General features: G+C 63.6%; 25 protein-coding genes. 17 read left to right on the forward strand and 8 right to left on the reverse strand.

All coding sequences use genetic code 11. From position 1 onward, the window contains the following. The first annotated feature begins 15 nt into the window (after positions 1 to 15). A complete protein-coding gene (locus ONG87_RS20560) occupies positions 16 to 1,578 on the forward strand; it encodes a phospholipase D family protein (protein ID WP_264381958.1) in 1,563 nt (520 codons plus the stop codon). A 24-nt stretch (positions 1,579 to 1,602) separates the two neighbouring features. Here the strand turns inward: ONG87_RS20560 and ONG87_RS20565 are convergent, their stop codons facing one another. Continuing rightward, positions 1,603 to 3,096, reverse strand: coding sequence for an aldehyde dehydrogenase (locus ONG87_RS20565; RefSeq protein ID WP_122479956.1), 1,494 nt, complete (start codon positions 3,094 to 3,096; stop codon positions 1,603 to 1,605). A 163-nt stretch (positions 3,097 to 3,259) separates the two neighbouring features. Between ONG87_RS20565 and ONG87_RS20570 the strand changes: the two genes are divergently transcribed. Next, the gene (locus ONG87_RS20570) at positions 3,260 to 3,622 is read left to right on the forward strand and encodes a cupin domain-containing protein (RefSeq protein WP_122479957.1); all 363 of its coding nucleotides are present in this window, start codon (positions 3,260 to 3,262) and stop codon (positions 3,620 to 3,622) included. Between the two features lie 144 nt (positions 3,623 to 3,766). Here ONG87_RS20570 and rpmG read toward each other — a convergent pair whose 3' ends face one another. Together rpmG and rpmB are read right to left on the reverse strand one after the other, a co-directional pair. Next, positions 3,767 to 3,922 (reverse strand): 50S ribosomal protein L33, encoded by a 156-nt coding sequence (rpmG, locus tag ONG87_RS20575; protein ID WP_022960960.1) that lies wholly within the window; start codon positions 3,920 to 3,922, stop codon positions 3,767 to 3,769. 12 nt (positions 3,923 to 3,934) lie between these two features. Next, positions 3,935 to 4,171: a 50S ribosomal protein L28 gene (rpmB, locus tag ONG87_RS20580; protein WP_122479958.1), complete on the reverse strand. Its 237-nt coding sequence runs from the start codon at positions 4,169 to 4,171 to the stop codon at positions 3,935 to 3,937. A 372-nt stretch (positions 4,172 to 4,543) separates the two neighbouring features. Here rpmB and ONG87_RS20585 point away from each other — a divergent pair, with 372 nt between their 5' ends. Continuing rightward, positions 4,544 to 6,133 (forward strand): ABC transporter substrate-binding protein, encoded by a 1,590-nt coding sequence (locus tag ONG87_RS20585; RefSeq protein WP_264381959.1) that lies wholly within the window; start codon positions 4,544 to 4,546, stop codon positions 6,131 to 6,133. Between the two features lie 16 nt (positions 6,134 to 6,149). On the opposite strand, the gene radC is transcribed toward ONG87_RS20585, so the two are convergent. Further along, on the reverse strand, positions 6,150 to 6,824 hold the full coding sequence (radC, locus tag ONG87_RS20590) for a DNA repair protein RadC (RefSeq protein WP_122479960.1): 675 nt from the start codon (positions 6,822 to 6,824) through the stop codon (positions 6,150 to 6,152). 134 nt (positions 6,825 to 6,958) lie between these two features. Between radC and coaBC the strand changes: the two genes are divergently transcribed. The 4 genes from coaBC to argB all read left to right on the forward strand — a co-directional run bounded on the left by coaBC (position 6,959) and on the right by argB (position 12,144). After that, positions 6,959 to 8,167, forward strand: coding sequence for a bifunctional phosphopantothenoylcysteine decarboxylase/phosphopantothenate--cysteine ligase CoaBC (gene coaBC, locus ONG87_RS20595; protein WP_122479961.1), 1,209 nt, complete (start codon positions 6,959 to 6,961; stop codon positions 8,165 to 8,167). Between the two features lie 8 nt (positions 8,168 to 8,175). Beyond that, positions 8,176 to 8,631 (forward strand): dUTP diphosphatase, encoded by a 456-nt coding sequence (gene dut / locus ONG87_RS20600; RefSeq protein ID WP_122479962.1) that lies wholly within the window; start codon positions 8,176 to 8,178, stop codon positions 8,629 to 8,631. A 1,158-nt stretch (positions 8,632 to 9,789) separates the two neighbouring features. Continuing rightward, entirely contained in the window at positions 9,790 to 11,214 is a 1,425-nt protein-coding gene (locus ONG87_RS20605) for a phosphomannomutase/phosphoglucomutase (protein WP_264382885.1), read from the forward strand. Between the two features lie 24 nt (positions 11,215 to 11,238). Then, a complete protein-coding gene (gene argB / locus ONG87_RS20610; RefSeq protein ID WP_043192190.1) occupies positions 11,239 to 12,144 on the forward strand; it encodes an acetylglutamate kinase in 906 nt (301 codons plus the stop codon). Positions 12,145 to 12,201: 57 nt separating this feature from the next. On the opposite strand, the gene ONG87_RS20615 is transcribed toward argB, so the two are convergent. Next, positions 12,202 to 12,795 carry a DUF4124 domain-containing protein gene (locus ONG87_RS20615; protein WP_122480130.1) on the reverse strand — a complete coding sequence of 198 codons (594 nt, stop codon included), beginning with the start codon at positions 12,793 to 12,795 and terminating at the stop codon, positions 12,202 to 12,204. Positions 12,796 to 12,805: 10 nt separating this feature from the next. After that, a complete protein-coding gene (gene pyrE, locus ONG87_RS20620) occupies positions 12,806 to 13,447 on the reverse strand; it encodes an orotate phosphoribosyltransferase (protein ID WP_122479964.1) in 642 nt (213 codons plus the stop codon). 82 nt (positions 13,448 to 13,529) lie between these two features. Here pyrE and ONG87_RS20625 point away from each other — a divergent pair, with 82 nt between their 5' ends. After that, positions 13,530 to 14,309, forward strand: a complete 780-nt coding sequence (locus tag ONG87_RS20625) for an exodeoxyribonuclease III (RefSeq protein ID WP_043192186.1) — start codon at positions 13,530 to 13,532, stop codon at positions 14,307 to 14,309. 154 nt (positions 14,310 to 14,463) lie between these two features. Here ONG87_RS20625 and rph read toward each other — a convergent pair whose 3' ends face one another. Further along, positions 14,464 to 15,186 carry a ribonuclease PH gene (rph, locus tag ONG87_RS20630; protein WP_122479965.1) on the reverse strand — a complete coding sequence of 241 codons (723 nt, stop codon included), beginning with the start codon at positions 15,184 to 15,186 and terminating at the stop codon, positions 14,464 to 14,466. A gap of 249 nt (positions 15,187 to 15,435) precedes the next feature. On the opposite strand from rph, the gene ONG87_RS20635 reads away from it, so the two are divergent. The 6 genes from ONG87_RS20635 (at position 15,436) to ONG87_RS20660 (ending at position 20,674) form a co-directional block, all read left to right on the forward strand. Continuing rightward, entirely contained in the window at positions 15,436 to 16,299 is an 864-nt protein-coding gene (locus tag ONG87_RS20635) for a YicC/YloC family endoribonuclease (protein WP_122479966.1), read from the forward strand. Positions 16,300 to 16,311: 12 nt separating this feature from the next. After that, complete coding sequence (gene gmk / locus ONG87_RS20640; RefSeq protein WP_122479967.1) at positions 16,312 to 16,932, forward strand: guanylate kinase; 621 nt, start codon at positions 16,312 to 16,314, stop codon at positions 16,930 to 16,932. A 97-nt stretch (positions 16,933 to 17,029) separates the two neighbouring features. Then, the gene (gene rpoZ / locus ONG87_RS20645) at positions 17,030 to 17,293 is read left to right on the forward strand and encodes a DNA-directed RNA polymerase subunit omega (RefSeq protein WP_043192179.1); all 264 of its coding nucleotides are present in this window, start codon (positions 17,030 to 17,032) and stop codon (positions 17,291 to 17,293) included. Between the two features lie 63 nt (positions 17,294 to 17,356). Further along, positions 17,357 to 19,468 (forward strand): bifunctional GTP diphosphokinase/guanosine-3',5'-bis pyrophosphate 3'-pyrophosphohydrolase, encoded by a 2,112-nt coding sequence (gene spoT / locus ONG87_RS20650; RefSeq protein WP_122479968.1) that lies wholly within the window; start codon positions 17,357 to 17,359, stop codon positions 19,466 to 19,468. Between the two features lie 31 nt (positions 19,469 to 19,499). Then, on the forward strand, positions 19,500 to 19,880 hold the full coding sequence (locus ONG87_RS20655) for a RidA family protein (protein WP_122716145.1): 381 nt from the start codon (positions 19,500 to 19,502) through the stop codon (positions 19,878 to 19,880). A gap of 59 nt (positions 19,881 to 19,939) precedes the next feature. After that, a complete protein-coding gene (locus tag ONG87_RS20660; protein WP_122479969.1) occupies positions 19,940 to 20,674 on the forward strand; it encodes a hypothetical protein in 735 nt (244 codons plus the stop codon). An 18-nt stretch (positions 20,675 to 20,692) separates the two neighbouring features. On the opposite strand, the gene ONG87_RS20665 is transcribed toward ONG87_RS20660, so the two are convergent. Continuing rightward, the gene (locus ONG87_RS20665) at positions 20,693 to 21,544 is read right to left on the reverse strand and encodes an SDR family oxidoreductase (protein ID WP_264381960.1); all 852 of its coding nucleotides are present in this window, start codon (positions 21,542 to 21,544) and stop codon (positions 20,693 to 20,695) included. A 196-nt stretch (positions 21,545 to 21,740) separates the two neighbouring features. Here ONG87_RS20665 and exbB point away from each other — a divergent pair, with 196 nt between their 5' ends. From exbB to ONG87_RS20680, 3 genes are read left to right on the forward strand one after another with little or no spacing between them, the layout of a single operon-like run. Then, on the forward strand, positions 21,741 to 22,715 hold the full coding sequence (gene exbB, locus ONG87_RS20670; protein ID WP_122716043.1) for a tonB-system energizer ExbB: 975 nt from the start codon (positions 21,741 to 21,743) through the stop codon (positions 22,713 to 22,715). A 3-nt stretch (positions 22,716 to 22,718) separates the two neighbouring features. Then, positions 22,719 to 23,144, forward strand: a complete 426-nt coding sequence (exbD, locus tag ONG87_RS20675) for a TonB system transport protein ExbD (RefSeq protein ID WP_122479972.1) — start codon at positions 22,719 to 22,721, stop codon at positions 23,142 to 23,144. Beyond that, on the forward strand, positions 23,141 to 23,884 hold the full coding sequence (locus tag ONG87_RS20680; protein ID WP_122479973.1) for an energy transducer TonB: 744 nt from the start codon (positions 23,141 to 23,143) through the stop codon (positions 23,882 to 23,884). Before exbD ends, ONG87_RS20680 begins: the two co-directional genes overlap by 4 nt. Positions 23,885 to 23,928 lie beyond the last annotated feature (44 nt).

Consider the following 23,928-nt stretch of genomic DNA (forward strand, 5'->3'; position numbering starts at 1 on the left):
CCCCCTCTGCCAAGGATGATCGCTTTGCCCTGCCCCAGGCTGTTACCGCTGCTGTTGACCTTGATCCTGGCCCTGCAAGGCTGCGCCAGCGTGAACGCGCCGCGGGACTACAGCGAGATGTTACCGGCCGAACAATCGGCCTTCGGCAGGTCGGTGCAGGCTCAGGTACAGGCCCACCACGGACAATCGGGGTTCCGCCTGTTGTCGAGCAGCGATGAGGCGTTTCGCGCACGCGCCGAATTGATCCGCAACGCCCAGGGCAGCCTCGACCTGCAGTACTACATCGTCCACGACGGTTTCAGTACCCGGGCGCTGGTCGACGAGCTGCTCAAGGCCGCCGACCGCGGCGTGCGCGTGCGCATCCTGCTGGACGACACCACCAGCGATGGCCTGGACAAGACCATCGCCACCCTGGCCGCGCATCAGAACATCCAGATCCGCCTGTTCAACCCGACGCACCTGGGCCGATCCACCGGCGCCACGCGTGCAGTGGGCCGCCTGCTGCAACTGTCCCGGCAACACCGGCGCATGCACAACAAACTGTGGCTGGCCGACAACAGCGTGGCCATCGTCGGCGGGCGCAACCTGGGCGACGAATACTTCGACGCCGAGCCGGACATGAACTTCACCGACATCGACCTGCTCGGCTTCGGGCCGGTGGCCCAGCAACTGGGCTACAGCTTCGATCAGTACTGGAACAGTGCGCTGAGCCAGCCGATCGCCAACTTTCTGTTCACCGTTCCCACGGCCAGGCACCTGGCATCCACGCGCGTGCGCCTGGAGCAGTCGCTGCTTGAATCCAGACGCCAGCACCATGTCCTCTACGAACGCCTGATGACCTATCAGAGCGCGCCACAGATGGACATCTGGCGGCAGCAACTGATCTGGGCCTGGGGCCAGGCGCTGTGGGATGCGCCAACCAAGGTGCTGGCCCGCGGCGAGCCCGATCCGCACCTGCTGCTGACCACCCAGCTCGCGCCTGAGCTGACCCGGGTCAAGCATGAACTGATGTTGATCTCTGCCTATTTCGTACCGGGCGAGGCTGGCCGCGACTACCTCACCGGGCGCGCCGACGCCGGGGTCGACGTCAGCCTGCTGACCAATTCACTGGAAGCCACCGATGTACCCGCAGTACACGGCGGGTACGTGCCCTACCGCAAGGCGTTGCTCGAACATGGCGTGAAGCTGTTCGAACTGCGTCGCCAGCCAGGTGACGATGGCGACGTGTCCCTGAGTTTCACCGGCAGTTCCGATTCCAGCCTGCACAGCAAGGCGATGATCTTCGATGCGCGCAAATCCTTCATCGGCTCGTTCAATTTCGATCCGCGTTCGGTGCTGTGGAATACCGAGGTCGGGGTGCTGGTCGACAGCCCGGAACTGGCAGCGCAGATGCGCCACCTGGCCCATGAGGGCATGTCGCCTGCGCGCAGCTATCAAGTGCGCCTGGAAAATGGCCAGGTGGTATGGGATACCGAGGACCACCAGCAGATGCATACCCTGCATCGCGAACCGGGTGACTGGTGGCGAAGGCTGAACGCATGGTTCAGCGAGGCAGTGGGGCTGGAAAAGATGCTTTGATTCCCCAGCCCCCCTGGCGATGGATCAGAGCTTGATCCAGGTGGCCTTCAATTCGGTGTATTTGTCGAACGCGTGCAGCGACTTGTCACGGCCGTTGCCCGACTGCTTGAAGCCACCGAACGGCGCGGTCATGTCGCCACCATCGTACTGATTGACCCACACGCTGCCGGCACGCAACGCCTTGGCCGTCAGGTGCGCCTTGGAGATGTCCGCCGTCCATACCGCGGCGGCCAGGCCATAGGCGCTGTCGTTGGCGATGCGCACGGCCTCCTCGGCAGTATCGAAGGTAAGCACCGACAATACCGGCCCGAAAATCTCTTCCTGGGCGATCTTCATGGCATTGGTCACGCCATCGAAAATGGTCGGTTCTACGTAAGTGCCGCCGGTTTCCTCGAGGATGCGCTTGCCGCCCACCAGCAGCGTTGCGCCGCCTTCCTGACCGGCCGCAATGTACGACAGCACGGTGTTCATCTGCTGGGTGTCCACCAGCGCACCGACGTTGGTCGCCGGGTCCAGCGGGTTGCCGGGTTTCCAACCCTTGAGCGCCTCGACCACCATCGGCAGAAAGCGCTCCTTGACCGAACGTTCCACCAGCAGGCGTGAACCGGCCGTACAGACTTCGCCTTGGTTGAAGGCAATGGCACTGGCTGCCGAATCGGCCGCGGCCTGCAGGTCCGGCGCATCGGCGAACACGATGTTGGGGCTCTTGCCACCTGCTTCCAGCCAGACGCGCTTCATGTTCGACTCGCCAGCGTAGATCATCAGTTGCTTGGCGATCCTGGTCGAGCCGGTGAACACCACGGTGTCCACGTCCATGTGCAGAGCCAGCGCCTTGCCCACCGTGTGGCCGTGGCCCGGGAGCACGTTGAGCACACCTTTGGGAATGCCTGCCTCGATCGCCAGCTGGGCGATGCGAATGGCCGTCAGCGGAGATTTTTCCGAAGGCTTGAGAATCACCGAGTTGCCCGTGGCCAGGGCCGGCCCCAGCTTCCAGCAGGCCATCATCAGCGGGAAGTTCCACGGCACCACTGCGGCGACCACGCCCACGGCTTCGCGGGTGACCAGGCCGAGCTGATCGTGCGGGGTCGGGGCGACTTCGTCGTAGACCTTGTCGATGGCCTCGCCGCTCCAGGCCAGGGCATTGGCCGAACCAGGCACGTCGATGTTCAGCGAATCGCTGATCGGCTTGCCCATGTCCAATGTTTCCAGAAGCGCGAGCTCTTCGGCATTTTCCCGCAACAGGCTGGCGAAACGAATCAGGGTGGCCTTGCGCTTGGCCGGTGCCGCCTTGGCCCAGACGCCGGAGTCGAACGTGGCGCGGGCATTCTCGACCGCTCGCTGGGCATCGGCAGCGTCGCAGCTGGCCACCTGGGCCAACAGCCGGCCATCGACGGGGCTTACGCATTCGAAGGTCTGGCCCGACACGGCGTCGGTGTATTCGCCGTCGATGAACGCGCGCCCTTCGATCTTCAGCTGCTGGGCACGTTGTTCCCAGTCAGCGCGAGTCAGAGTGGTCATACGGATCTCCTGTGATTGAATGCAAAGCCCGGCCGTGCAAGGCTGGACGGGATGACATCGAACCACCCTAAACCACCGGTGTGACGCTTTTCAATATATTTGACACTTGGCGCACAGAGGCCCACGGATGTGCGTTTTATCCAACAAGCGAGGGGTTTCCTGCATGAACATCACCAGCATCGTCGATTTTGCTCAACACAGCGTCGCCCCGGAACGCTACCGGCCTGCGCCCGAGAAGATCCTTGGCGGCGACCCCGAACAGACACTGTTCAACCACTACCAGAGCCCCTGCGGGCAGATGAACGCGGGAGTATGGGAAGGCCAGGTAGGGCAATGGACAGTCAACTATACCGAGCATGAATACTGCGAAATCGTGCAGGGCGTCTCCGTGTTGCGCGACAGCCAGGGCAACGGCAAGACGCTGCGCGCCGGCGACCGCTTCGTGATCCCCGCCGGTTTCAGTGGCACTTGGGAAGTACTGGAAGCCTGCCGCAAGATCTACGTGGTGTTCGAAGCCAAGGATTGAGGCTGCTCCACACACCCCCTGTAAGAGCGAGTGCACCTGTGGGAGCGGGTTCTACCCGCGAAAGCACCCCCGCGATCCAGAATTCACACCAAAAAAAAGGCCCGCATCTTTCGATACGGGCCTTTTTCTGGTCGCCAAAATCAATTACTTGATTTTGCCTTCCTTGTACATCACGTGCTTGCGAACAACCGGATCAAATTTCTTGATCTCGATCTTGTCCGGGGTAGTACGCTTGTTCTTGTCGGTAGTGTAGAAGTGACCAGTACCGGCGCTCGAGATCAAACGAATCAATTCACGCATGATAAAGCTCCCTTAAACCTTGCCGCCATCGCGACGGATTTCGGCCAGCACGACAGTGATGCCACGCTTGTCGATGATACGCATGCCCTTGGCGGATACGCGCAGACGCACAAAACGTTTCTCTTCTTCAACCCAGAAGCGGTGATGCTGCAGGTTCGGCAGGAAACGACGACGGGTTTTGTTGTTTGCGTGGGAAATGTTATTCCCAGTCACCGGACCCTTACCGGTAACTTGACAGACTCTCGACATGCCTCAGCCCTCTAAAACCACATGCCCAACCCGGCATGGGTTGGCCGCTTATCTTTCAGTCATTTGGCGCACGGCGCCGCGTTTCTTCAGGGTCTTACCCACCTCACCGTAAAGGCAGAGGAACAGGGCCCTAGAAAAGAGCGCTGCTTTATACCAGAAAGCCTTGGGCGCAACAACTGCAGATGCACAATCAATGTGTCGCGCAACACAGCTACTGGCTCACGCGCAGCAGTGGCGGGCGTGCTGCGGCACGACCACTCGTCGCGCAAAAAAACGATTTAGGGATAGTCAACGCTGCCGGACATCTCTAGGGTAGGACTTTTCTCCAGACTGCATAGGCAGATGGGCCCTCGACACGCCAAGGAACACACCATGCGTCTTGCGACTTTGCCGTTCTTGCTTGCTCCCCTGTTTGCCTCTGCGCTGGCTCATGCCGCGCCGCTGACAGTCTGTACCGAGGCCAGCCCCGAAGGCTTCGACGTGGTCCAGTACAATTCACTGACCACCACCAACGCGTCGGCCGACGTGCTGATGAACCGCCTGGTGGAGTTCGATGCCAAAGCCGGCAAGGTCGTTCCCAGCCTGGCGGACAGCTGGGCCGTATCGGCCGATGGCCTGACCTACACGTTCAAGCTGCACCCCGGCGTCAAGTTCCACGGCACCTCGTACTTCAAGCCCGACCGCGAGCTGAATGCGCAGGACGTGCTGTTCAGCTTCCAGCGCATGCTCGACCCGGCCAACCCCTGGCACAAGGTCGCGCAGAGTGGCTTTCCGCACGCCCAGTCGATGCAGCTGCCGGGGCTGATCAAGAAGATCGAGGCGCCTGATCCGCTGACCGTCCGGTTTACCCTGGATCATCCCGATGCGACGTTCCTGGCGACCTTGAGCATGGGCTTCGCCTCGATCTATTCGGCGCAATACGCCGAGCAACTGATGCAGGCCGGTACTCCGGAAAAACTCAACAGCCAGCCGATCGGCAGCGGCCCGTTCATCTTCGTACGCTTCGAGAAGGACGCCGTGGTGCGCTACAAGGCCAACCCGGACTACTTCGCCGGCAAACCTGCGGTCGACCCGCTGCTGTTTGCCATCACCCCGGACGCCAACGTGCGCCTGCAGAAGCTGCGGCGCAATGAGTGCCAACTGACCCTCTCGCCCAAGCCGCTGGACATTGCCGCAGCCGCCGACGACAAGAGCCTTCAGATGATCAAGACCGAGGCCTTCATGACCGCGTTCCTGGCCATCAACAGCCAGCACCCGCCGCTGGACAAGCCCGAAGTGCGCCAGGCGATCAACCTGGCGTTCGACAAGGACAGCTACCTCAAGGCCGTGTTCGAGGGCACTGCGGAGGCGGCCAATGGGCCCTACCCGCCCAATACCTGGAGCTATGCGCGGGACCTGCCGGGTTACCGGCAGGACACCGCCAAGGCGCGCGAATTGCTGGCCAAGGCCGGCCTGAAGGACGGCTTCAACACCACCATCTGGACCCGCCCATCGGGCAGCCTGCTCAACCCCAACCCCAGCCTGGGGGCGCAGCTGCTGCAGGCGGACCTGGCCAAGGTCGGCATCAAGGCCGAGATCCGCGTGATCGAATGGGGCGAGCTGATCCGCCGTGCCAAGGCCGGTGAGCATGACCTGTTGTTCATGGGCTGGGCTGGCGACAACGGTGATCCGGACAACTTCCTGACGCCGCAGTTTTCCTGCGCGGCGGTACAGTCCGGGACCAACTTCGCGCGCTATTGCGACAAGACCCTGGACAAGCTGATCAGTGATGGCAAGGCGGTGACCGATCAGGCCCAACGCAGCAAGCTGTACCACCAGGCCCAGATGCAGATCCAGCAGCAGGCGCTGTGGCTGCCACTGGCACACCCGACGGCGGCCGTGCTGGCCCGCAAGGGCGTCGAGGGGTACAGCGTCAGCCCGTTCGGCCGGCAGGACTTTTCCAAGGTGTCTGTAGGTAAATAGGACGCAGCGAGGCCACTCACATCCAGCCATGCTCGACCATCGACAGCGGCTCGCCTTCGCCGATGATGATGTGATCGAGCACGCGCACGTCGACCAGTGCCAGTGATTCCTTGAGGCGCTGGGTCAGCGCGCGGTCGGCCTGGCTCGGGGTCGGGTTTCCGGAAGGGTGATTGTGCGTCAGGATCAGCGCCGCGGCGTTCATGGCTATGGCCCGCTTGACCACTTCGCGCGGATACACCGCCGCGCTGTCGATGGTGCCGCGAAACAGCACCTCGAAACCCAACGGCTGGTGCTTGGTGTCCAGGAACAGGCAACCGAACACTTCCTGGCGCTCATGGCGCAGCTTGGCCTTGAGGTAGCGGCGCACCGACTCGGGATCTTCCATGGCCGGTCCGCGGTTCAGCCGCTCGGCCATGTAGCGGCGGTTCATCTCGATGGAGGCCTGCAGCTGGGCGTATTTGGCAGGCCCCATGCCGAAGTGCTGACTGAAGGTTTTCTGGTCTGCCTCGAGCAGGGCCCGCAGGCCGCCGAAGCGGATCAGCAGGTTGCGCGCCACGTCCACGGCGCTGTGCCCGGCCACGCCGGTACGCAGGAATATCGCCAGCAGCTCGCCATCGGAAAGACTGCCCGGACCATGCGCCAGCAGGCGCTCACGTGGCCGCTCGGCCTCGGGCCAATCGCGAATACTCATCCCCACTCCCTGTCTGTGAGCCTCGCTGTTCCATAGCGAGCGCTGTGCTATCTTAGCGCAACTTTTTGCACGGCGACCCGGCCCCGGGAGGCGGTTTCACCGTGGTGTTATTACCAGATGATAAAGGCAGGCCTATGCAGCGGCTGTATCGAAAACGCATCATTCTGGGCGTCGGCGGCGGCATTGCCGCCTACAAGAGCGCCGAGCTGGTACGTAGGCTTCTGGAGCAGGGTGCCGAAGTACGCGTGGTAATGACCAAGGGCGGCAGCGAGTTCATCACGCCGCTGACGCTGCAGGCGCTTTCCGGCCACCCGGTACACATGGACCTGCTGGACCCCGCGGCCGAAGCCGCCATGGGCCATATCGAGCTGGCCAAATGGGCCGACCTGGTGCTCATCGCCCCCGCCACTGCCGACCTGATGGCGCGCCTGGCGCAGGGCATGGCCAACGACCTGCTGACCACGCTGGTACTGGCTACCGATGCCACCGTGGCCATCGCGCCGGCCATGAACCAGGCCATGTGGCGCGATCCGGCCACCCAGGACAACCTGCACCTGCTGCGCAGCCGTGGCCTGAAAGTCTTCGGCCCGGCTGCGGGTAGCCAGGCCTGTGGCGACATCGGCCTGGGCCGCATGCTCGAAGCCACCGAGCTTGCGCTGTGCGCGGCCGACTGCTTCGAGCACCTGGCCTTGACCGGCAAGCACGTGCTGATCACCGCCGGCCCGACCCAGGAAAACATCGATCCGGTGCGCTACATCACCAACCACAGCTCCGGCAAGATGGGCTTTGCCCTGGCCGAAGCGGCCGTCGAGGCCGGCGCCCGCGTCACCTTGATCTGTGGCCCGGTGCACCTGCCCACGCCCGACCGCGTGACGCGCATCGATGTGGTCAGCGCACGCGATATGCTCGCTGCCTGCGAAGCCGGCATGCCCTGCGACGTGTTCATCGCATCCGCCGCCGTGGCCGACTACCGCCCCGAAGTGGTGGCCGCGCAGAAGCTCAAGAAAGACCCGGCCAGCGGTGACGGCCTGTTGCTGCAGATGGTGCGCAACCCGGACATCCTGGCGACCATCGCCGGCCGCGCCGACCGCCCATTCAGCGTCGGCTTCGCCGCCGAAACCGAACACCTGCTCGACTATGCCGCGCGCAAGCTCCAGGACAAGAACCTGGATTTGATCGTGGCCAACGACGTCGCCAACCCCAGCATCGGTTTCAACAGCGAAGAAAACGCCTGCAGCGTGATCGACCGCCAGCTGCAGACCACTGCTTTCGCCCAGACCAGCAAGGGCAAGATCGCCCGCCAGCTGGTTTCCTTCATCGCCAAGCGCCTCGATCAGGTTTAACGACATTCATGCACGCCCTTCAAGCCAAAATCCTCGACCCACGCCTGGGCCGGGACTTCCCGCTGCCGCACTACGCCACACCCGGCTCCGCCGGCCTGGACCTGCGCGCCATGTTGCAGCAAGACACACTGCTGGCACCTGGGCAGACCTTGCTGATTCCTACCGGCCTGTCGATCTACATCGGTGATCCGGCCCTGGCGGCGCTGATCCTGCCGCGCTCGGGCCTGGGCCACAAGCATGGCATCGTGCTGGGTAATCTGGTCGGCCTGATCGACTCCGATTACCAGGGCGAACTGATGGTTTCGTGCTGGAACCGTGGCCACACCGAGTTCACCCTGACAGTGGGCGAGCGCATCGCCCAACTGGTATTGGTACCGGTGGTGCAAGCCCATTTCGAGCTGGTCGAAAGCTTCGACGAAAGCCAGCGCGGGACCGGCGGTTTCGGTCACTCCGGCACCCAGTAAACGGCCATGCAGAGCAGGCGGCCGTGGCGAGACCATGCCGTTCCAACGCGTTCAATGCGGAGATGACAGGTGAAAGGATTTCCTCGCAATGCCAAGACGGCCGAGCACGGCCAGGCTTCGAACGCACGGCCCAACGCCGGCAACCAGGCGTTGCTGCTCGCCATTGCCGGGGTGCTTGCCGCCCTGCTGCTGATCTGGTTTCTGGTGGTTGCACCGCTGGCCGGCCGCGCCTTCCAGAACGCCGAGGCGAGCGCCGCCGCGCCTTTCACTGCGGGCCTGGACGCCGCGATCGCGCGTCAGGCCGGCCAGGCCGCCGCCCTGGCTCATTCACCTGCACTCATGGCCGCACTGGCCAGCCAGGACCCTGCGGGCATCGCCCGGGCTGCCAGTGCAGTGCCGTTGATCGACGGCCTGCAAGGTGTGCGCCTGAACCTGCCGGGACAGGCCAAGGTCGACCAGCAGGGCGCGGCCCCGATCAATTTTGCCGTACTGGACATGCTCAGCCGCGCCGAACGCGGCGTTGCCACTGCGCCTGAAGCCTACAAGGTCAACGGACGCTGGTGGATCTACACCGTCGCGGCCGTCCAGCAAGGCCCGCAGTCACCGGTGCTGGGCACGCTGCTGCTGGGGTTCGACATGCAGCCATTGGTCAAGGCGCTGGCATTGCCCGACGCCGAGTTCGGCCAGTTGCGCCTGCAACAAAGCGTACTGGGCAGCCCACCGCAACTGCTGGTCGAGCAAGGCAGCAACGCGTCTGCCACCCGCTATCCGTATGCGACCTCCAACCCCAACTGGCGCCTGGAATTCAGCCCGGGGCCGTTGTTCCAACCGCCCTTCGCCTGGAGTTCGCTGGGCCTGATGATGCTGGCGGCGGCAATTGCCATTGGCTGCGCGGCGCTGGCAGTGCGTCTTGCCCAGCGCCAGCTGTATGCGCGCATCGAGGCCGATGCGCGGCAACTCGAGCAGTTGCTCGACGAGTTGTCCGGCGGCAAGGCGGTCAAGGCGTTCGGCCTCAGCCTGGCGCCGCTCAATGGCCTGGCACAGGGCCTGGCGCGGCTGTCGCTGCGTGAAGGCAGCGCGCAACCCACCGACGGCACTGCCGCTGCGCCAGCGCCTGCTGCGGACAATTGGACCAATCCGATCTTTCAGGACACCGACATGCTCGAAGTCGACGCGGCGGAACCTGTCGCCCACCTGGGCACCCTGCCACCGGCGCTGCCCCACGGGATCTTTCGCGCCTATGACATCCGCGGCATCGTCGGCAGTACCCTGAATGCCGACACGGCCTACTGGGTCGGCCGCGCCGTCGGTGCGCAAAGCCTGGCCATGGGCGAGGCCAACGTCAATGTCGGCCGGGACGGACGCCTGTCCGGGCCGGAGCTGGTGCAGCCGCTGATCCAGGGGCTGGTCGACGCCGGCTGCCACGTCAGCGACGTGGGCCTGGTGCCGACACCGGCGCTGTACTATGCCAACCACGTGCTGACCGGACGCTCCGGGGTGATGCTCACCGGCAGCCACAACCCGCCTGACTACAACGGCTTCAAGGTGGTGATCGCAGGCGACACGCTGGCCAACGAACAGATCCTGGCATTGCACCAGCGCCTGCTGCACAACGACCTCAGCCAGGGCCAGGGCAGTGTCGAACAGGTGGACATCCTGCCGCGCTATGTCGCGCAGATCCGCGATGACATCGTGCTCACCCGTCGACTCAAGGTGGTGGTCGACTGCGGCAACGGCGCCGGCGCGGTGGTAGCCCCGGAACTGATCCAGGCCCTGGGGTGCGAGGTCATCCCGCTGTTCTGCGAGGTCGACGGGCATTTCCCCAACCACCACCCGGACCCGAGCAAAGCCGCCAACCTGCAGGCGTTGATCGCCAAGGTGGACGAAAGCGGCGCCGACCTGGGCCTGGCCTTCGATGGCGACGCCGACCGTGTGGGCGTTGTCACCAACACCGGTCGCATCATCCATCCCGATCGCCTGCTGATGCTGTTCGCGCGCGATGTGCTGTCGCGCAATCCCGGTGCCGACGTGATCTACGACGTCAAGTGCACGCGCCGCCTGGGCCCGCTGATCAAGGAGCACGGCGGGCGTCCGGTGATGTGGAAGACGGGGCATTCCCTGATCAAGAAAGAGATGAAGCGCACTGGCGCGCTGGTAGCCGGGGAAATGAGCGGGCACATCTTCTTCAAGGAGCGCTGGTTCGGCTTCGACGACGGCATCTACAGCGCCGCGCGACTGCTGGAAATCCTCAGCCGAGAAAACCTCAGCGCCGAAGAGGTGTTCGCTGCATTCGCCGACGACGTGTCCACGCCCGAACTGAATATCCCGGTGACCGAAGACAGCAAATTCAGCCTCATCGACGCCTTGCACCAAAGCGCCCAGTGGGGCGACGCGCAGCTCACCACCATCGATGGCGTGCGCGTGGACTACCCTAGAGGCTGGGGCCTGGTCCGTGCCTCCAACACCACGCCGGTGCTGGTGACACGCTTCGAAGCCGAAGACGCCGAGGAACTCGAACGAATCCAGGGCGTCTTCCGTACCCAGCTGTTGAAAGTCGCACCTGACCTGCACCTACCGTTCTGACCACTTGTTTCACTGGAGCCCCGCATGACCCTCGAACGTGATGCCGCCACCAACGTCGCCAAGGTATTGTCCGAAGCGCTGCCCTATATCCGCCGCTTCGTCGGCAAGACCCTGGTGATCAAGTACGGCGGCAACGCGATGGAGAGCGAAGAGCTCAAGACCGGTTTCGCCCGTGACATCGTGTTGATGAAGGCTGTCGGCATCAACCCGGTGGTGGTGCACGGTGGCGGGCCGCAGATCGGCGACCTGCTCAAGCGCCTGTCCATCGAGAGCCATTTCGTCGACGGCATGCGGGTTACCGATGCGCAGACCATGGACGTGGTGGAGATGGTGCTGGGTGGCCAGGTCAACAAGGACATCGTCAACCTGATCAACCGCCACGGCGGCAGCGCAATCGGCCTGACCGGCAAGGACGCCGAGCTGATCCGCGCGCGCAAGCTCACGGTGACTCGCCAGACGCCTGAAATGACCAAGCCGGAAATCATCGACATCGGCCACGTCGGGGAAGTCACCGGGGTCAACACCGATCTGCTGAACATGCTGGTCAACGGTGATTTCATTCCGGTGATCGCGCCCATCGGCGTCGGCCCGGACGGTGAGTCCTACAACATCAACGCCGATCTGGTGGCGGGCAAGGTGGCCGAGGCGCTCAAGGCCGAGAAGCTGATGCTGCTGACCAACATCGCCGGCTTGATGGACAAGGAAGGCAATGTACTGACCGGCCTGACCACCGAGCAGGTCGCCGGTCTGATCGCTGACGGCACCATCTATGGCGGCATGCTGCCCAAGATCCGCTGCGCACTGGAAGCGGTCCAGGGCGGCGTGACCACCTCGCACATCATCGACGGCCGCGTTCCCAACGCCGTGTTGCTGGAAATCTTCACCGACAGCGGTGTCGGTACCCTGATCAGCAACAAGAAAATCGGTTGATCCGACAGCGGTGCGCCAAACGCACCGCATTCATCGCCGACGCGGCTCGCGCCGCTGCTACAGGGGATTTTCGAGAAGCTTGACCAGTTGGGTTCGCTGCTGCGCAAAGCCGGCGTCGGCTTCGCTGCGCGATTGCTGCAGCCTGGCGATGCGGGTTTGCAGCTCGGCGACTTGAGCGTGCACATCACGCAGCTGGTCGAGCATCGACGTCGACACCTCCTGACCTGCGCGTTCCTGGGCGGCAGCCTGCCCCTGCAATGTCGCCTGCTGACCCTGCAAGGTCTTCACGTTCGCCGTGGCCACGGCAATCAGCGCATCGATTTCCGCCCGACGACGGGCACTGGCCTTGTCCAGCTCTTCCAGCGATGGATAGCGCTCGAGCAGCTGCGCATCGGCCTGCGCCTGCACATCGGCCTGCTGCTTGAGACGCAGTTCCTCGGCCGTGGGTGCAGGCGGCACTGTCTGCACCACCCGACCGGTCTGGTTGAGCACCTGGTAACCCTTGCCCACGTACTCCGGGGGCACGCCCTGGCGATCCAGTACGGTCACGCCGCGGCTATCGACGTAGCGATAGAGCAGCATGCCCGGCGCCTCGGCCGCCGTCGCCGCCAGCACCGGCAGCAGGCTGATCGCCGCCACCGCCAGGCGCAGACGCACGTGCTCAGATACCGTATTGCGCACGGTAGGCTTCGACCGCCGGCAGATGCTGCTTGAGCTGCGCATCATCGGCGAGAAATTCCAGCACCTGGTTCAGCGAAACGATACTGACCACCGGCACGGCGAAGTCACGCTCCACCTCCTGGATGGCCGACAGCTCGCCGTTGCCACGCTCCTGGCGATTCAGGGCGATCATGACTCCAGCAGCAGTGGCACCCTGCTGCTGGATGATCTGCATCACTTCACGGATGGCCGTACCGGCGGTGATCACGTCGTCGATGATCAGCACGTTGCCGGCCAACGGCGAGCCGACCAGGCTGCCACCTTCGCCGTGCGCCTTGGCTTCCTTGCGATTGAAGCACCAGGGCACGTCCAGCTGGTGCCTTTCGGCCAGTTGCACGGAAGTGGCGGCCGCCAGGGGAATACCCTTGTAGGCAGGGCCGAACAACACGTCGAAGGCAATGCCGCTGTCAACGATGGCTGCGGCATAATAGCGCGCCAGTTCGGCCAGTGCGGCACCGGTATTGAACAGGCCGGCATTGAAGAAATAAGGGCTGGTACGCCCTGATTTCAGGGTGAATTCGCCGAAACGCAGAACGCCTCGATCAATGGCAAAACGAATGAAGTCGCGCTGATAGGCCTGCATCGAAAAAGTCCCGGATACCACGGATTTAGCTAATTAGGTAGAGCTCGGGTATCATACACGCACAAGATTTTTGGGGCCATGTATGCGGATCATCAGTGTGAACGTCAATGGTATTCAGGCGGCAGTCGAGCGCGGGTTGCTCAGTTGGCTGCAGGCCCAGAATGCCGACGTCATCTGCTTGCAGGACACCCGTGCTTCCGCCTTTGAACTGGACGACGCCGCCTTCCAACTGGACGGCTACTTCCTTTATGCATGCGATGCCGAAGTGCCCGCCCAAGGCGGCGTGGCGCTGTACTCGCGGTTGCAACCCAAGGCGGTCATCAGTGGGCTGGGTTTCGAGACAGCCGACCGCTACGGGCGTTATCTGCAGGCAGATTTCGACAAGCTCAGTATTGCCACCCTGCTGTTGCCCTCGGGCATGAACGGCGATGAAGACTTGAACCAGAAGTTCAAGCTCATGGACGACTTCGGCAAGTACCTGGACAAGCAACGGCGCAAGCGTCGCGAATACATCTACTGTGGCTCGCTGTATGTAGCGCAACAGAAACTCGACATCAAGAACTGGCGCGACAGCCAGCAGTCGCCGGGTTTCCTGGCACCCGAGCGCGCCTGGATGGACGAAATCGTCGGCAACATGGGTTACGTCGACGCACTGCGCGAAGTCAGCCGCGAAGGCGACCAGTACAGCTGGTGGCCCGACAACGAACAGGCCGAGATGCTCAACCTGGGCTGGCGCTTCGACTACCAGCTGCTCACACCTGGCCTGCGCCGTTTCGTGCGCAGCGCGCGACTGCCGCGCCAGCCGCGTTTTTCCCAGCATGCGCCACTGATCGTGGACTACGACTGGACCCTGACGATCTGATCGCCAGGCACAAAAAAGCCGACCCTTCGAGGTCGGCTTTTTTGTTTGCTTCTTGCAGAGCTTGAAACACCACAAAAGGCCCTCTTCCACAAAAGGCCCGTTGCTATGAAAAGCTCGCCCCTGGAGAGAGCCTGCCCCCCCACAGAGGTTTGCATCACTCGCCCAAGGCGACTTTCTGCAAGGCGAAGATTTCTTCCATGCCGTGCTGAGCCAGCGCCAGCATGGCGTTCAGCTCGGCGGGCTGGAACGGCGCGCCTTCGGCGGTGCCCTGCACTTCGATGAAACCACCGGTGCTGGTCATCACCACGTTGAGGTCGGTCTCGGCGGCGGAGTCTTCCAGGTAGTCCAGGTCCAGGACCGGCTCGCCCTGATACATGCCCACCGATACCGCCGCGATCATCTGCTTGAGCGGATCGCCGCCTTTCAGGCCGCCGCGCTTCTTGACCATTTTCAAGGCATCGACCAACGCCACCATGGCACCGGTAATGGACGCGGTACGGGTACCGCCATCAGCCTGGATCACATCGCAATCGACGTAGAGGGTGATGTCGCCCAGCTTGCTCATGTCGAGCGCTGCGCGCAGCGAACGGCCGATCAGGCGCTGGATTTCCAGGGTGCGACCGCCTTGCTTGCCACGGCTCGCCTCACGCTGGTTACGGTCGCCGGTGGCGCGTGGCAGCATGCCGTATTCGGCGGTCAGCCAGCCTTGGCCCTGGCCTTTGAGGAAGCGCGGAACGCCGTTTTCGACGCTGACGGTGCAGATCACCTTGGTGTCGCCGAACTCTACCAGCACCGACCCTTCGGCGTGCTTGGTGTAGTTGCGAGTGATGCGGATCGAGCGGAGCTGATCGGCGGCGCGACCACTTGGACGTTTCATCGGGATACCTGTACTGGACTCAAATCTGACGGGCATTATAGGGCGTCCGACCACGAATTGCCCGCGCGGGGTCTGAGCGGGACATTGCAGATGGCCTCTGCGCCGGCACAGGGCTCACCGCCCGCCCCGCTGCCACAGTGTGTGCAATGCCATGCGGGGATGGACAAGGCAGCATTGGGAGCCAGCGCCAGGTTGCGCTACAATCCTGCGCCTCGATTCATCCTCCACCGCCTGCGAGGTTTCCCCCCCATGGTGCACAGCATGACCGCCTTCGCCCGCTGCGAACGCGCCGCGGCCCAGGGCACCCTGAGCTGGGAGCTGCGCTCGGTCAATCACCGCTACCTGGAACCGCACCTGCGCCTGCCCGAGGCCCTGCGCGACCTCGAAGGCTCGGTGCGCGAAGCACTGCGCCAGGGACTCTCGCGCGGCAAGGTCGAATGCACCCTGCGCTACACCGAGGAAACCGGCGGCCAGCCCCTGCAGGTCGATCGTGAACGCGCCACCCAACTGATAGCCGCCGCCGAGACCATCGCCGGCTTGATCAAGCAGCCTGCGCCACTCAACCCGCTGGAAGTGCTGGCCTGGCCTGGCGTGCTGGTGGCCGATGCCAGCGATCCGCAGGCCTTGAGCACGGCGGCCAACGAATTGTTCGCTCAGGCGCTGGCCGAGCTGAAGCATGGCCGCGTGCGCGAAGGCGCCGAACTGGCCCGACTGATCAACGACCGGCTCGATGCCATGAGCAGCGAGGTCGCCACCCTGCGCAGCCTGGTACCGCAGATGCTCAGCACGCAACGGCAGAAGATCCTCGATCGCTGCGCCGACCTGCAGGTCGAACTCGATCCGCAGCGCCTGGAGCAGGAAATGGTCCTGTTGGCGCAGAAAAGCGACGTGGCCGAAGAGCTCGATCGCCTCGCCACCCACGTTACCGAAGTGCGTCGCGTGCTCAAGGCCGGCGGCGCCGCCGGCCGGCGCCTGGATTTCCTCATGCAGGAACTCAACCGCGAAGCCAACACCCTGGGCTCCAAAGCCTTCGACCCACGTAGTACGCAGGCTGCCGTCAACCTCAAGGTGTTGATCGAGCAGATGCGTGAACAAGTGCAGAACATTGAGTAAGGCCAACCCGTCATGAACCACAGCACCGGCACCCTGTACATCGTTTCGGCCCCTTCGGGCGCTGGCAAGACCAGCCTGGTCAAGGCCCTGATCGACGCCCAGCCGTCCATTCGCGTCTCGGTCTCGCACACCACCCGCGCCATGCGGCCAGGCGAAGCCTGCGGCGTGAACTACCACTTCGTCGACCGCGAAACCTTCATAGACATGATCGGCCATGGCGATTTCCTGGAGCAGGCCGAAGTGTTCGGCAACCTCTACGGTACGTCCCAGAGCCACCTGCAGCAGACGCTCGACGAAGGCCACGACCTGATCCTGGAAATCGACTGGCAAGGCGCCGAGCAGGTGCGTCGGCTGATGCCAGGGGCGCGCTCGATCTTCATTCTGCCGCCTTCGCAACTGGCGCTGCGCCAGCGCCTGACCAACCGCGGCACCGACAGCGACGAGATCATCGAGACGCGCATGCGCGAAGCGGTCAGCGAGATGAGCCACTATGTGGAATACGATTACCTGATCATCAACGACGACTTCGCCTCGGCCCTCGAAGACCTGAAAGCGGTGTTTCGCGCCAACCGCCTCCAGCAGCAGGCGCAGCAGCAAAGGCACGGCAATTTGCTGGCCGAGCTGCTTGCCTGAAAACAAAGCTTCCCTAAACGCTGGTGATTTTTTAAACTGTCTAGTCCGCTCGCCCATCCGGGCTGCGCGCATAATCGCATTTGCTACGAGGAAGACCATGGCCCGCGTAACCGTTGAAGACTGCCTAGAACACGTGGATAACCGTTTCGAGCTGGTCATGCTCTCCACCAAGCGCGCTCGCCAACTGGCGACCGGCGGCAAAGAGCCGAAAGTGGCGTGGGAAAATGACAAGCCTACCGTGGTAGCCCTGCGTGAAATCGCCGAAGGCCTGATCGACTATGCTGCTATCGCTGAAGCTGAAATCGTTGAAGACGAGCCCCTCTTCGCAGCGTTCGAAGACGAGGCCAACGAGGCCGTCTGAGTCCATGCCCGGTCGACGCTGTACGGCGCGAGGTTCTATCCCACATCGGCAGGAGGTTTTCCCTTGCCGAGCATAGACGCCCTCGCCGATCGCCTGTCGACCTACCTCGGCAAGGAACAGGTCAACCTGGTCCGCCGAGCGTACTTCTACGCCGAACAAGCCCACGACGGCCAACGCCGTCGCAGCGGTGAAGCCTACGTCACGCATCCGCTGGCGGTGGCAGGCATTCTCGCCGACATGCACATGGACCATCAGAGCCTGATGGCGGCCATGCTGCACGATGTGATCGAAGACACCGGTATCGCCAAGGAAGCACTCAGTGCCCAGTTCGGCGAAACCGTGGCCGATCTGGTCGACGGGGTCAGCAAGCTGACCCAGATGAACTTCGAGACCAAGGCCGAGGCCCAGGCGGAAAACTTCCAGAAAATGGCAATGGCCATGGCCCGGGATATCCGCGTCATCCTGGTCAAGTTGGCCGACCGCCTGCACAACATGCGCACCCTCGAGGTGCTGTCCGGTGAAAAGCGCCGGCGCATCGCCAAGGAAACCCTGGAGATCTACGCGCCCATCGCCAACCGCCTGGGCATGCACAACGTGCGTGTCGAATTCGAGGACCTGGGCTTCAAGGCCATGTACCCGATGCGCTCGGCGCGTATCTACCAGGCCGTCAAGCGCGCCCGAGGCAATCGCAAGGAGCTGGTCAACAAGATCGAGCAGTCCCTGGCCCATTGCCTGTCGGTGGATGGCATCGAGGGCGATGTCAGCGGGCGGCAGAAACACATCTATGGCATCTACAAGAAGATGCGCGGCAAGCGTCGTGCCTTCAACGAGATCATGGATGTGTATGCGTTCCGCATCGTGGTCGACAAGGTCGACACCTGCTACCGCGTGCTCGGCGCCGTGCATAACCTGTACAAGCCGCTGCCGGGTCGCTTCAAGGACTACATCGCGATCCCCAAGGCCAATGGCTACCAGTCGCTGCACACCACCCTGTTCGGCATGCACGGCGTGCCCATCGAGATCCAGATCCGCACCCGTGAAATGGAAGAGATGGCCAACAACGGCATCGCTGCCCATTGGCTGTACAAGTCCAGCGACGACGAACAGCCCAAGGGCACCCATGCCCGTGCCCGCCAGTGGGTCAAGGGCGTGCTGGAAATGCAGCAACGTGCCGGCAACTCGCTGGAATTCATCGAGAGCGTGAAGATCGACCTGTTTCCGGACGAGGTCTACGTGTTCACCCCCAAGGGTCGCATCATGGAGCTGCCCAAAGGCTCCACCGCGGTGGACTTCGCCTATGCGGTGCACACCGACGTGGGCAACAGCTGCATTGCCTGCCGCATCAACCGACGCCTGGCTCCGCTCTCCGAGCCGCTGCAGAGCGGCTCGACGGTGGAAATCGTCAGCGCGCCCGGCGCCAGGCCCAACCCGGCCTGGCTCAACTTCGTGGTCACCGGCAAGGCCCGCACGCACATTCGCCACGCCCTGAAGCTGCAGCGCCGCTCCGAGTCGGTGAACCTTGGCGAACGCCTGCTCAACAAGGTGCTCAATGGTTTCGACAGCGCTCTGGACACGATCCCCGCCGAGCGCATTCAGGCGATGCTGGCCGAGTACCGCCTGGAACTCATCGAAGACCTGCTCGAAGACATCGGCCTGGGCAACCGCATGGCCTATGTAGTGGCTCGACGCCTGCTGGCGACCGATGGCGGCGAGCAGCTGCCCAGCCCCGAGGGGCCGCTGGCCATCCGCGGCACCGAAGGCCTGGTGCTCAGCTATGCCAAGTGCTGCACGCCGATTCCCGGCGACCCGATCGTTGGTCACCTGTCGGCGGGCAAGGGCATGGTGGTCCACCTGGAAAACTGCCGCAACATCAGCGAAATCCGCCACAATCCAGAGAAGTGCATCCAGCTGGGCTGGGCCAAGGACGTCACGGGCGAGTTCAATGTCGAACTGCGCGTGGAGCTCGAACACCAGCGTGGCCTGATCGCGCTGCTGGCCAGCAGCGTCAACGCGGCCGATGGCAACATCGAGAAAATCAGCATGGACGAACGCGATGGCCGCATCAGCGTGGTCCAGCTGGTGGTCAGCGTGCACGACCGCGTGCACCTGGCCCGCGTGATCAAGAAACTGCGCGCCCTGGCAGGCGTCACCCGTCTCACGCGTGTGCGTGCGTGAGGCGCAGAACCTTCATTTCAAGGAGCTGTTCATGACCAAGACCGTAATCACCAGCGACAAGGCCCCGGCCGCCATCGGCCCCTATTCCCAAGCCATCAAGGCTGGCAATACCGTCTACATGTCCGGCCAGATCCCACTGGATCCCACTACCATGGAGCTGGTCGAAGGGTTCGAAGCCCAGACCGTGCAGGTCTTCGAGAACCTCAAGTCGGTGGCCGAGGCGGCCGGTGGTTCGTTCAAGGACATCGTCAAACTCAACATCTTCCTGACCGACCTGGGCCATTTCGCCACGGTCAACGAAGTGATGAGCCGCTATTTCCAGCAGCCCTATCCGGCCCGTGCCGCCATTGGCGTTGCCGCCCTGCCCAAAGGCGCGCAGGTTGAAATGGACGCTATCCTGGTCATCGAATAAGCCGCTTCGCGCGCTGCGGCCACTGGCTGCAGCGCCGTTCGCCAGCAAGGACTTCCTTCATGCGTCACGCGCTCGCCCTATCTCTGGCCGCCCTGTTCCTGGGCGGCTGCGCCAGCCACGAAAACGTGGACCCCAACGGCGTCTGGATCAATCAGAAAGCCATCGATGCCGCGGCCAAGGGCGCAAGCCTGCGCCAGGCGCTGCTGGCCAACGGCCCGACCCTGGAGTGGTCGATCGACACCGTGGCCGGCCAGGCCCGGTTCAGCAATGGCTTCGAAGAGGGCGAAGGCAAGCTGCTGCCCCAGGCCGACGGCCAGCTCAAGGTGGACTTCTACGGTAACGGCGAAGACACCCTGAAGGTCGACGGCGATACCCTGCAGCAGGCAGCGAGCGATAACACCCCGGTGCAGACGTTCAGCAAGTCGGCGACGCCCGTGCGTGCGGACACGCCAGCGGGCAGCACCTTCGAGCAGGCACTGTACACCGCCTACATGGGTGGCGACTGGAAAGTGGTCGAGGGCCCGGGCAAGGGCGGCGTGGCGCATTTCCTTCCCGACGGCCGCATCGACGGGCTGGCCGGCCTGGATCGCTATGCGCTGTGCCTGGCGGGCGACTGCGCCGCCATGAGTGGCGAGTTCGACAGCATGTGGCTGGAACAGCAACAGCGCGGCAATGCGTTCATCTTTCGTCGCAACGGCAACCAACTGGAAATCCTGCAGGCGCTCAACCAGGCCCAGGATGACGAAATGCCCAACCTGGTGCCCGGCACCCGGCGCTGGTTGCTCAGCAAGTAACACCAGGCGAGTGCACGACTATCGTTCCAGCAAGGCCGCGTACCCTTCACGGTAGGTAGGGTACTGCGGCTTCCAGCCGAGCGCCTTGGCGCGCGCGTTGCTGCACCGCTTGGAACCGGTGCGGCGAATGCTCTGGGTCTGCGACCGATGGGTGACGCCAAGGTAGCTGCGCAGCCATTCCACGACCTCGTGCAGGGCCGTCGGGGCATCGTCGACACCTATATAGCAATCATCGAGCACCTCACCCCGAGCATCCGCTTGCAGCAGAAACGTCAGCAGGCCGGCGGCGTCATCTGCGTGAATGCGGTTGCCGTACAGCGGCGGCTGCGAGGCGACCTGATACCCCTCGCGTACCTGAGCGGCCAACCGCTCACGGCCAGGACCATAGATGCCGGTCAAGCGCACGACGGTTGCGGGCGCCGGGGCATTCAGCGCCAGTTGCTCGGCCTTGCACATCAGTTGCCCGGAAAATCCGCTCGGCGCTACCGGCGAGGTTTCATCGACCCATTCCCCCTCGGTCTGTCCGTACACACTGCTGCTGGACACGAAGAAGATTCGTCTGGGCGTCTGCTGGTTGTCTGCCAACCAGGCCAATACGTGACGCAGACCGTCGACATAGGCGGCCTGATATCCCGGCTCGTCATGCTGCGTGGCGGCCACGCAATACAGCAGGTAATCCAGGGGCTCCCGTGGCCAGGCGTCAGGGCATCGAGCCTGGTGCAGGTCGGCGGCGACGCCAAGCACGCCAGTGGGCAACCGCTCGACCTGTCGCCGCAGGCCGTGCACGCGCCAGTCCAACGCCAACAGGCGGCAGGCAACGCGACTGCCGATATCGCCGCAACCGGCAATCAATACAGTGGGTGAGGTCATGCGCAAGGCTCCTGAAAGTCAGGCGTCGAGCCTACCTGCGCCGGGGCTTTTGCGGCCAGCGGAATTAAATAAGTTACATTATTACTTTTGCTAACAAGAATTACTTGCAATAATACTCCCCCAATCTGTTCTCGGTCTTTCGCGAGGCCTTGAAGAACGTTGACCCCTTTTCTCTCTCTTCTCAGGTCCGGCCAGCATGATTCGCAAACACCCTTCCGCTTCGCCAAACCAGCCACGCGCATGGCGCGCCATTGCAGCGTTGCTGCTGGGCCTGGCCATCGCCCCGCTGTCATTCGCCGACGCCACCGCTCCGAACAATGCCCCCAACACGGCGCCCGCCAGCACCGCAGCACCGGTACCGGCCGCACCGGCCAATGCAGTGCCTGCCGCAGCTCCTGCACAGGGATCGGAGCAACTGGCGCCGGCGCCGGCCGAGCAGGCGCTGGTAGAGGACACCACCTTGGGCATGGGCCACGACCTGTCGCCCTGGGGCATGTACCAGAACGCCGACATCGTGGTGAAGGCGGTGATGATCGGCCTGGCCATCGCCTCGATCATCACCTGGACCATCTGGATCGCCAAGGGCTTCGAGCTGTTGGGCGCCAAGCGTCGCCTCAAGGGTGAAATTGCCGCGTTGAAGAAGGCTGCCAACCTCAAGCAGGCGAGCGAAACTGCCACCCGCAAGGGCACGCTGGCCAACCTGCTGGTACACGACGCGCTCGAAGAAATGCACCTGTCGGCCAATGCCCGCGAGCGTGAAGGCATCAAGGAGCGCGTGAGCTTCCGTCTCGAGCGCCTGGTAGCTGCCTGCGGCCGCAACATGAGCATGGGCACCGGCGTGCTGGCCACCATCGGCTCCACCGCACCCTTCGTCGGCCTGTTCGGCACCGTGTGGGGCATCATGAACAGCTTCATCGGCATCGCCAAGACCCAGACCACCAACCTGGCGGTGGTCGCACCCGGCATCGCCGAGGCCCTGCTGGCCACGGCACTGGGCCTGGTGGCGGCCATTCCCGCGGTGGTCATCTACAACGTTTTCGCCCGCTCCATCGCCGGCTACAAGGCGCAGGTATCGGACGCTTCGGCGCAGGTGCTGCTGCTGGTCAGCCGCGACCTGGACCACCAGCCAGGCGAGCGCGCAGCTCAGCCGCAGATGGTCAAGGTGGGCTGACCTATGGGCCTGCACCTGAACGAAGGCGGCGATGATCTCGCCGAGAACCATGAAATCAACGTGACGCCGTTCATCGACGTCATGCTGGTGCTGCTGATCATCTTCATGGTCGCCGCCCCCCTGGCGACTGTGGACATCAAGGTCGACCTGCCCGCGTCCACCGCCAAGCCGGCGCCGCGGCCCGAAAAACCGGTATTCCTGAGCGTCAAGGCCGATCAGAACCTGTACGTGGGCGATGACCGGATCGAGCGTGCGCAACTGGGCCAGATCCTCGACGCCAAGACTCACGGCAACAAGGACACGACCATCTTCTTCCGGGCCGACAAGGGCGTGGATTACGGCGACCTGATGGAAGTGATGAATACCCTGCGCGGCGCGGGCTACCTGAAGGTAGGCCTGGTCGGACTCGAGACGGCAGCCAAGCAATGATCACGACGCGCCAGAAAACGACGCGTTATGGTGCCAGCCTGGCGGTAGTCCTCGGCGTGCATGCAGTGGCCGTGGTGATTGCCTTGAACTGGCCCGCGCCGCAGCCCATCGAGCTGCCGCCGCAGGCCATGATGGTGGAGATGGCGCCGCTGCCCGAGCCTGCGCCACCGCCGCCACCCCAGGTCGTCACACCCCCTCCACCGCCCGAACCGGTGGTAGAGGATCCGTTGCCGAAGCTGGCCGAAGCGCCCAAGCCAACCATCTCCGTGCCCAAGCCGACGCCGCCCAAGCCCAAGCCCAAACCGCAGCCGCCCAAGGTCGAGAAGAAACCCGAACCGCCCAAGGAGCAACCGCCGGCCGAACAGACCGTCGACAGCCGCCCTGCTCCCCCGCAACCGGCCAAGCCGGCAGCGCCCGCGCCAAGTGTGCCATCCAACAGCAATGCGCTGCCCAGCTGGCAGAGCGACCTGCTGCGCCATCTGGCCAAGTACAAGAAGTACCCCGAAGACGCACGTCGTCGCGGCATGACCGGGGTCAACCGCTTGCGCTTCGTGGTGGACGCCGACGGCAAGGTGTTGTCCTACTCCCTGGCCGGCGGTTCAGGCAGTGCCGCACTGGATCGCGCGACCATGGAGATGATCCGTCGAGCGCAACCCTTGCCCAAGCCGCCGGCCGAGATTCTGGTCAACGGCAGCCTGGAAGTGGTCGCACCTTTCGTCTACTCGCTGGACAAGCGCTGAATCGCGGATATTGATGCGTTTCAGCACGGTTGATAACGTGCGTC

The organism is Pseudomonas sp. MM227, assembly GCF_947090715.1.
Lineage (GTDB): Bacteria > Pseudomonadota > Gammaproteobacteria > Pseudomonadales > Pseudomonadaceae > Aquipseudomonas > Aquipseudomonas baltica.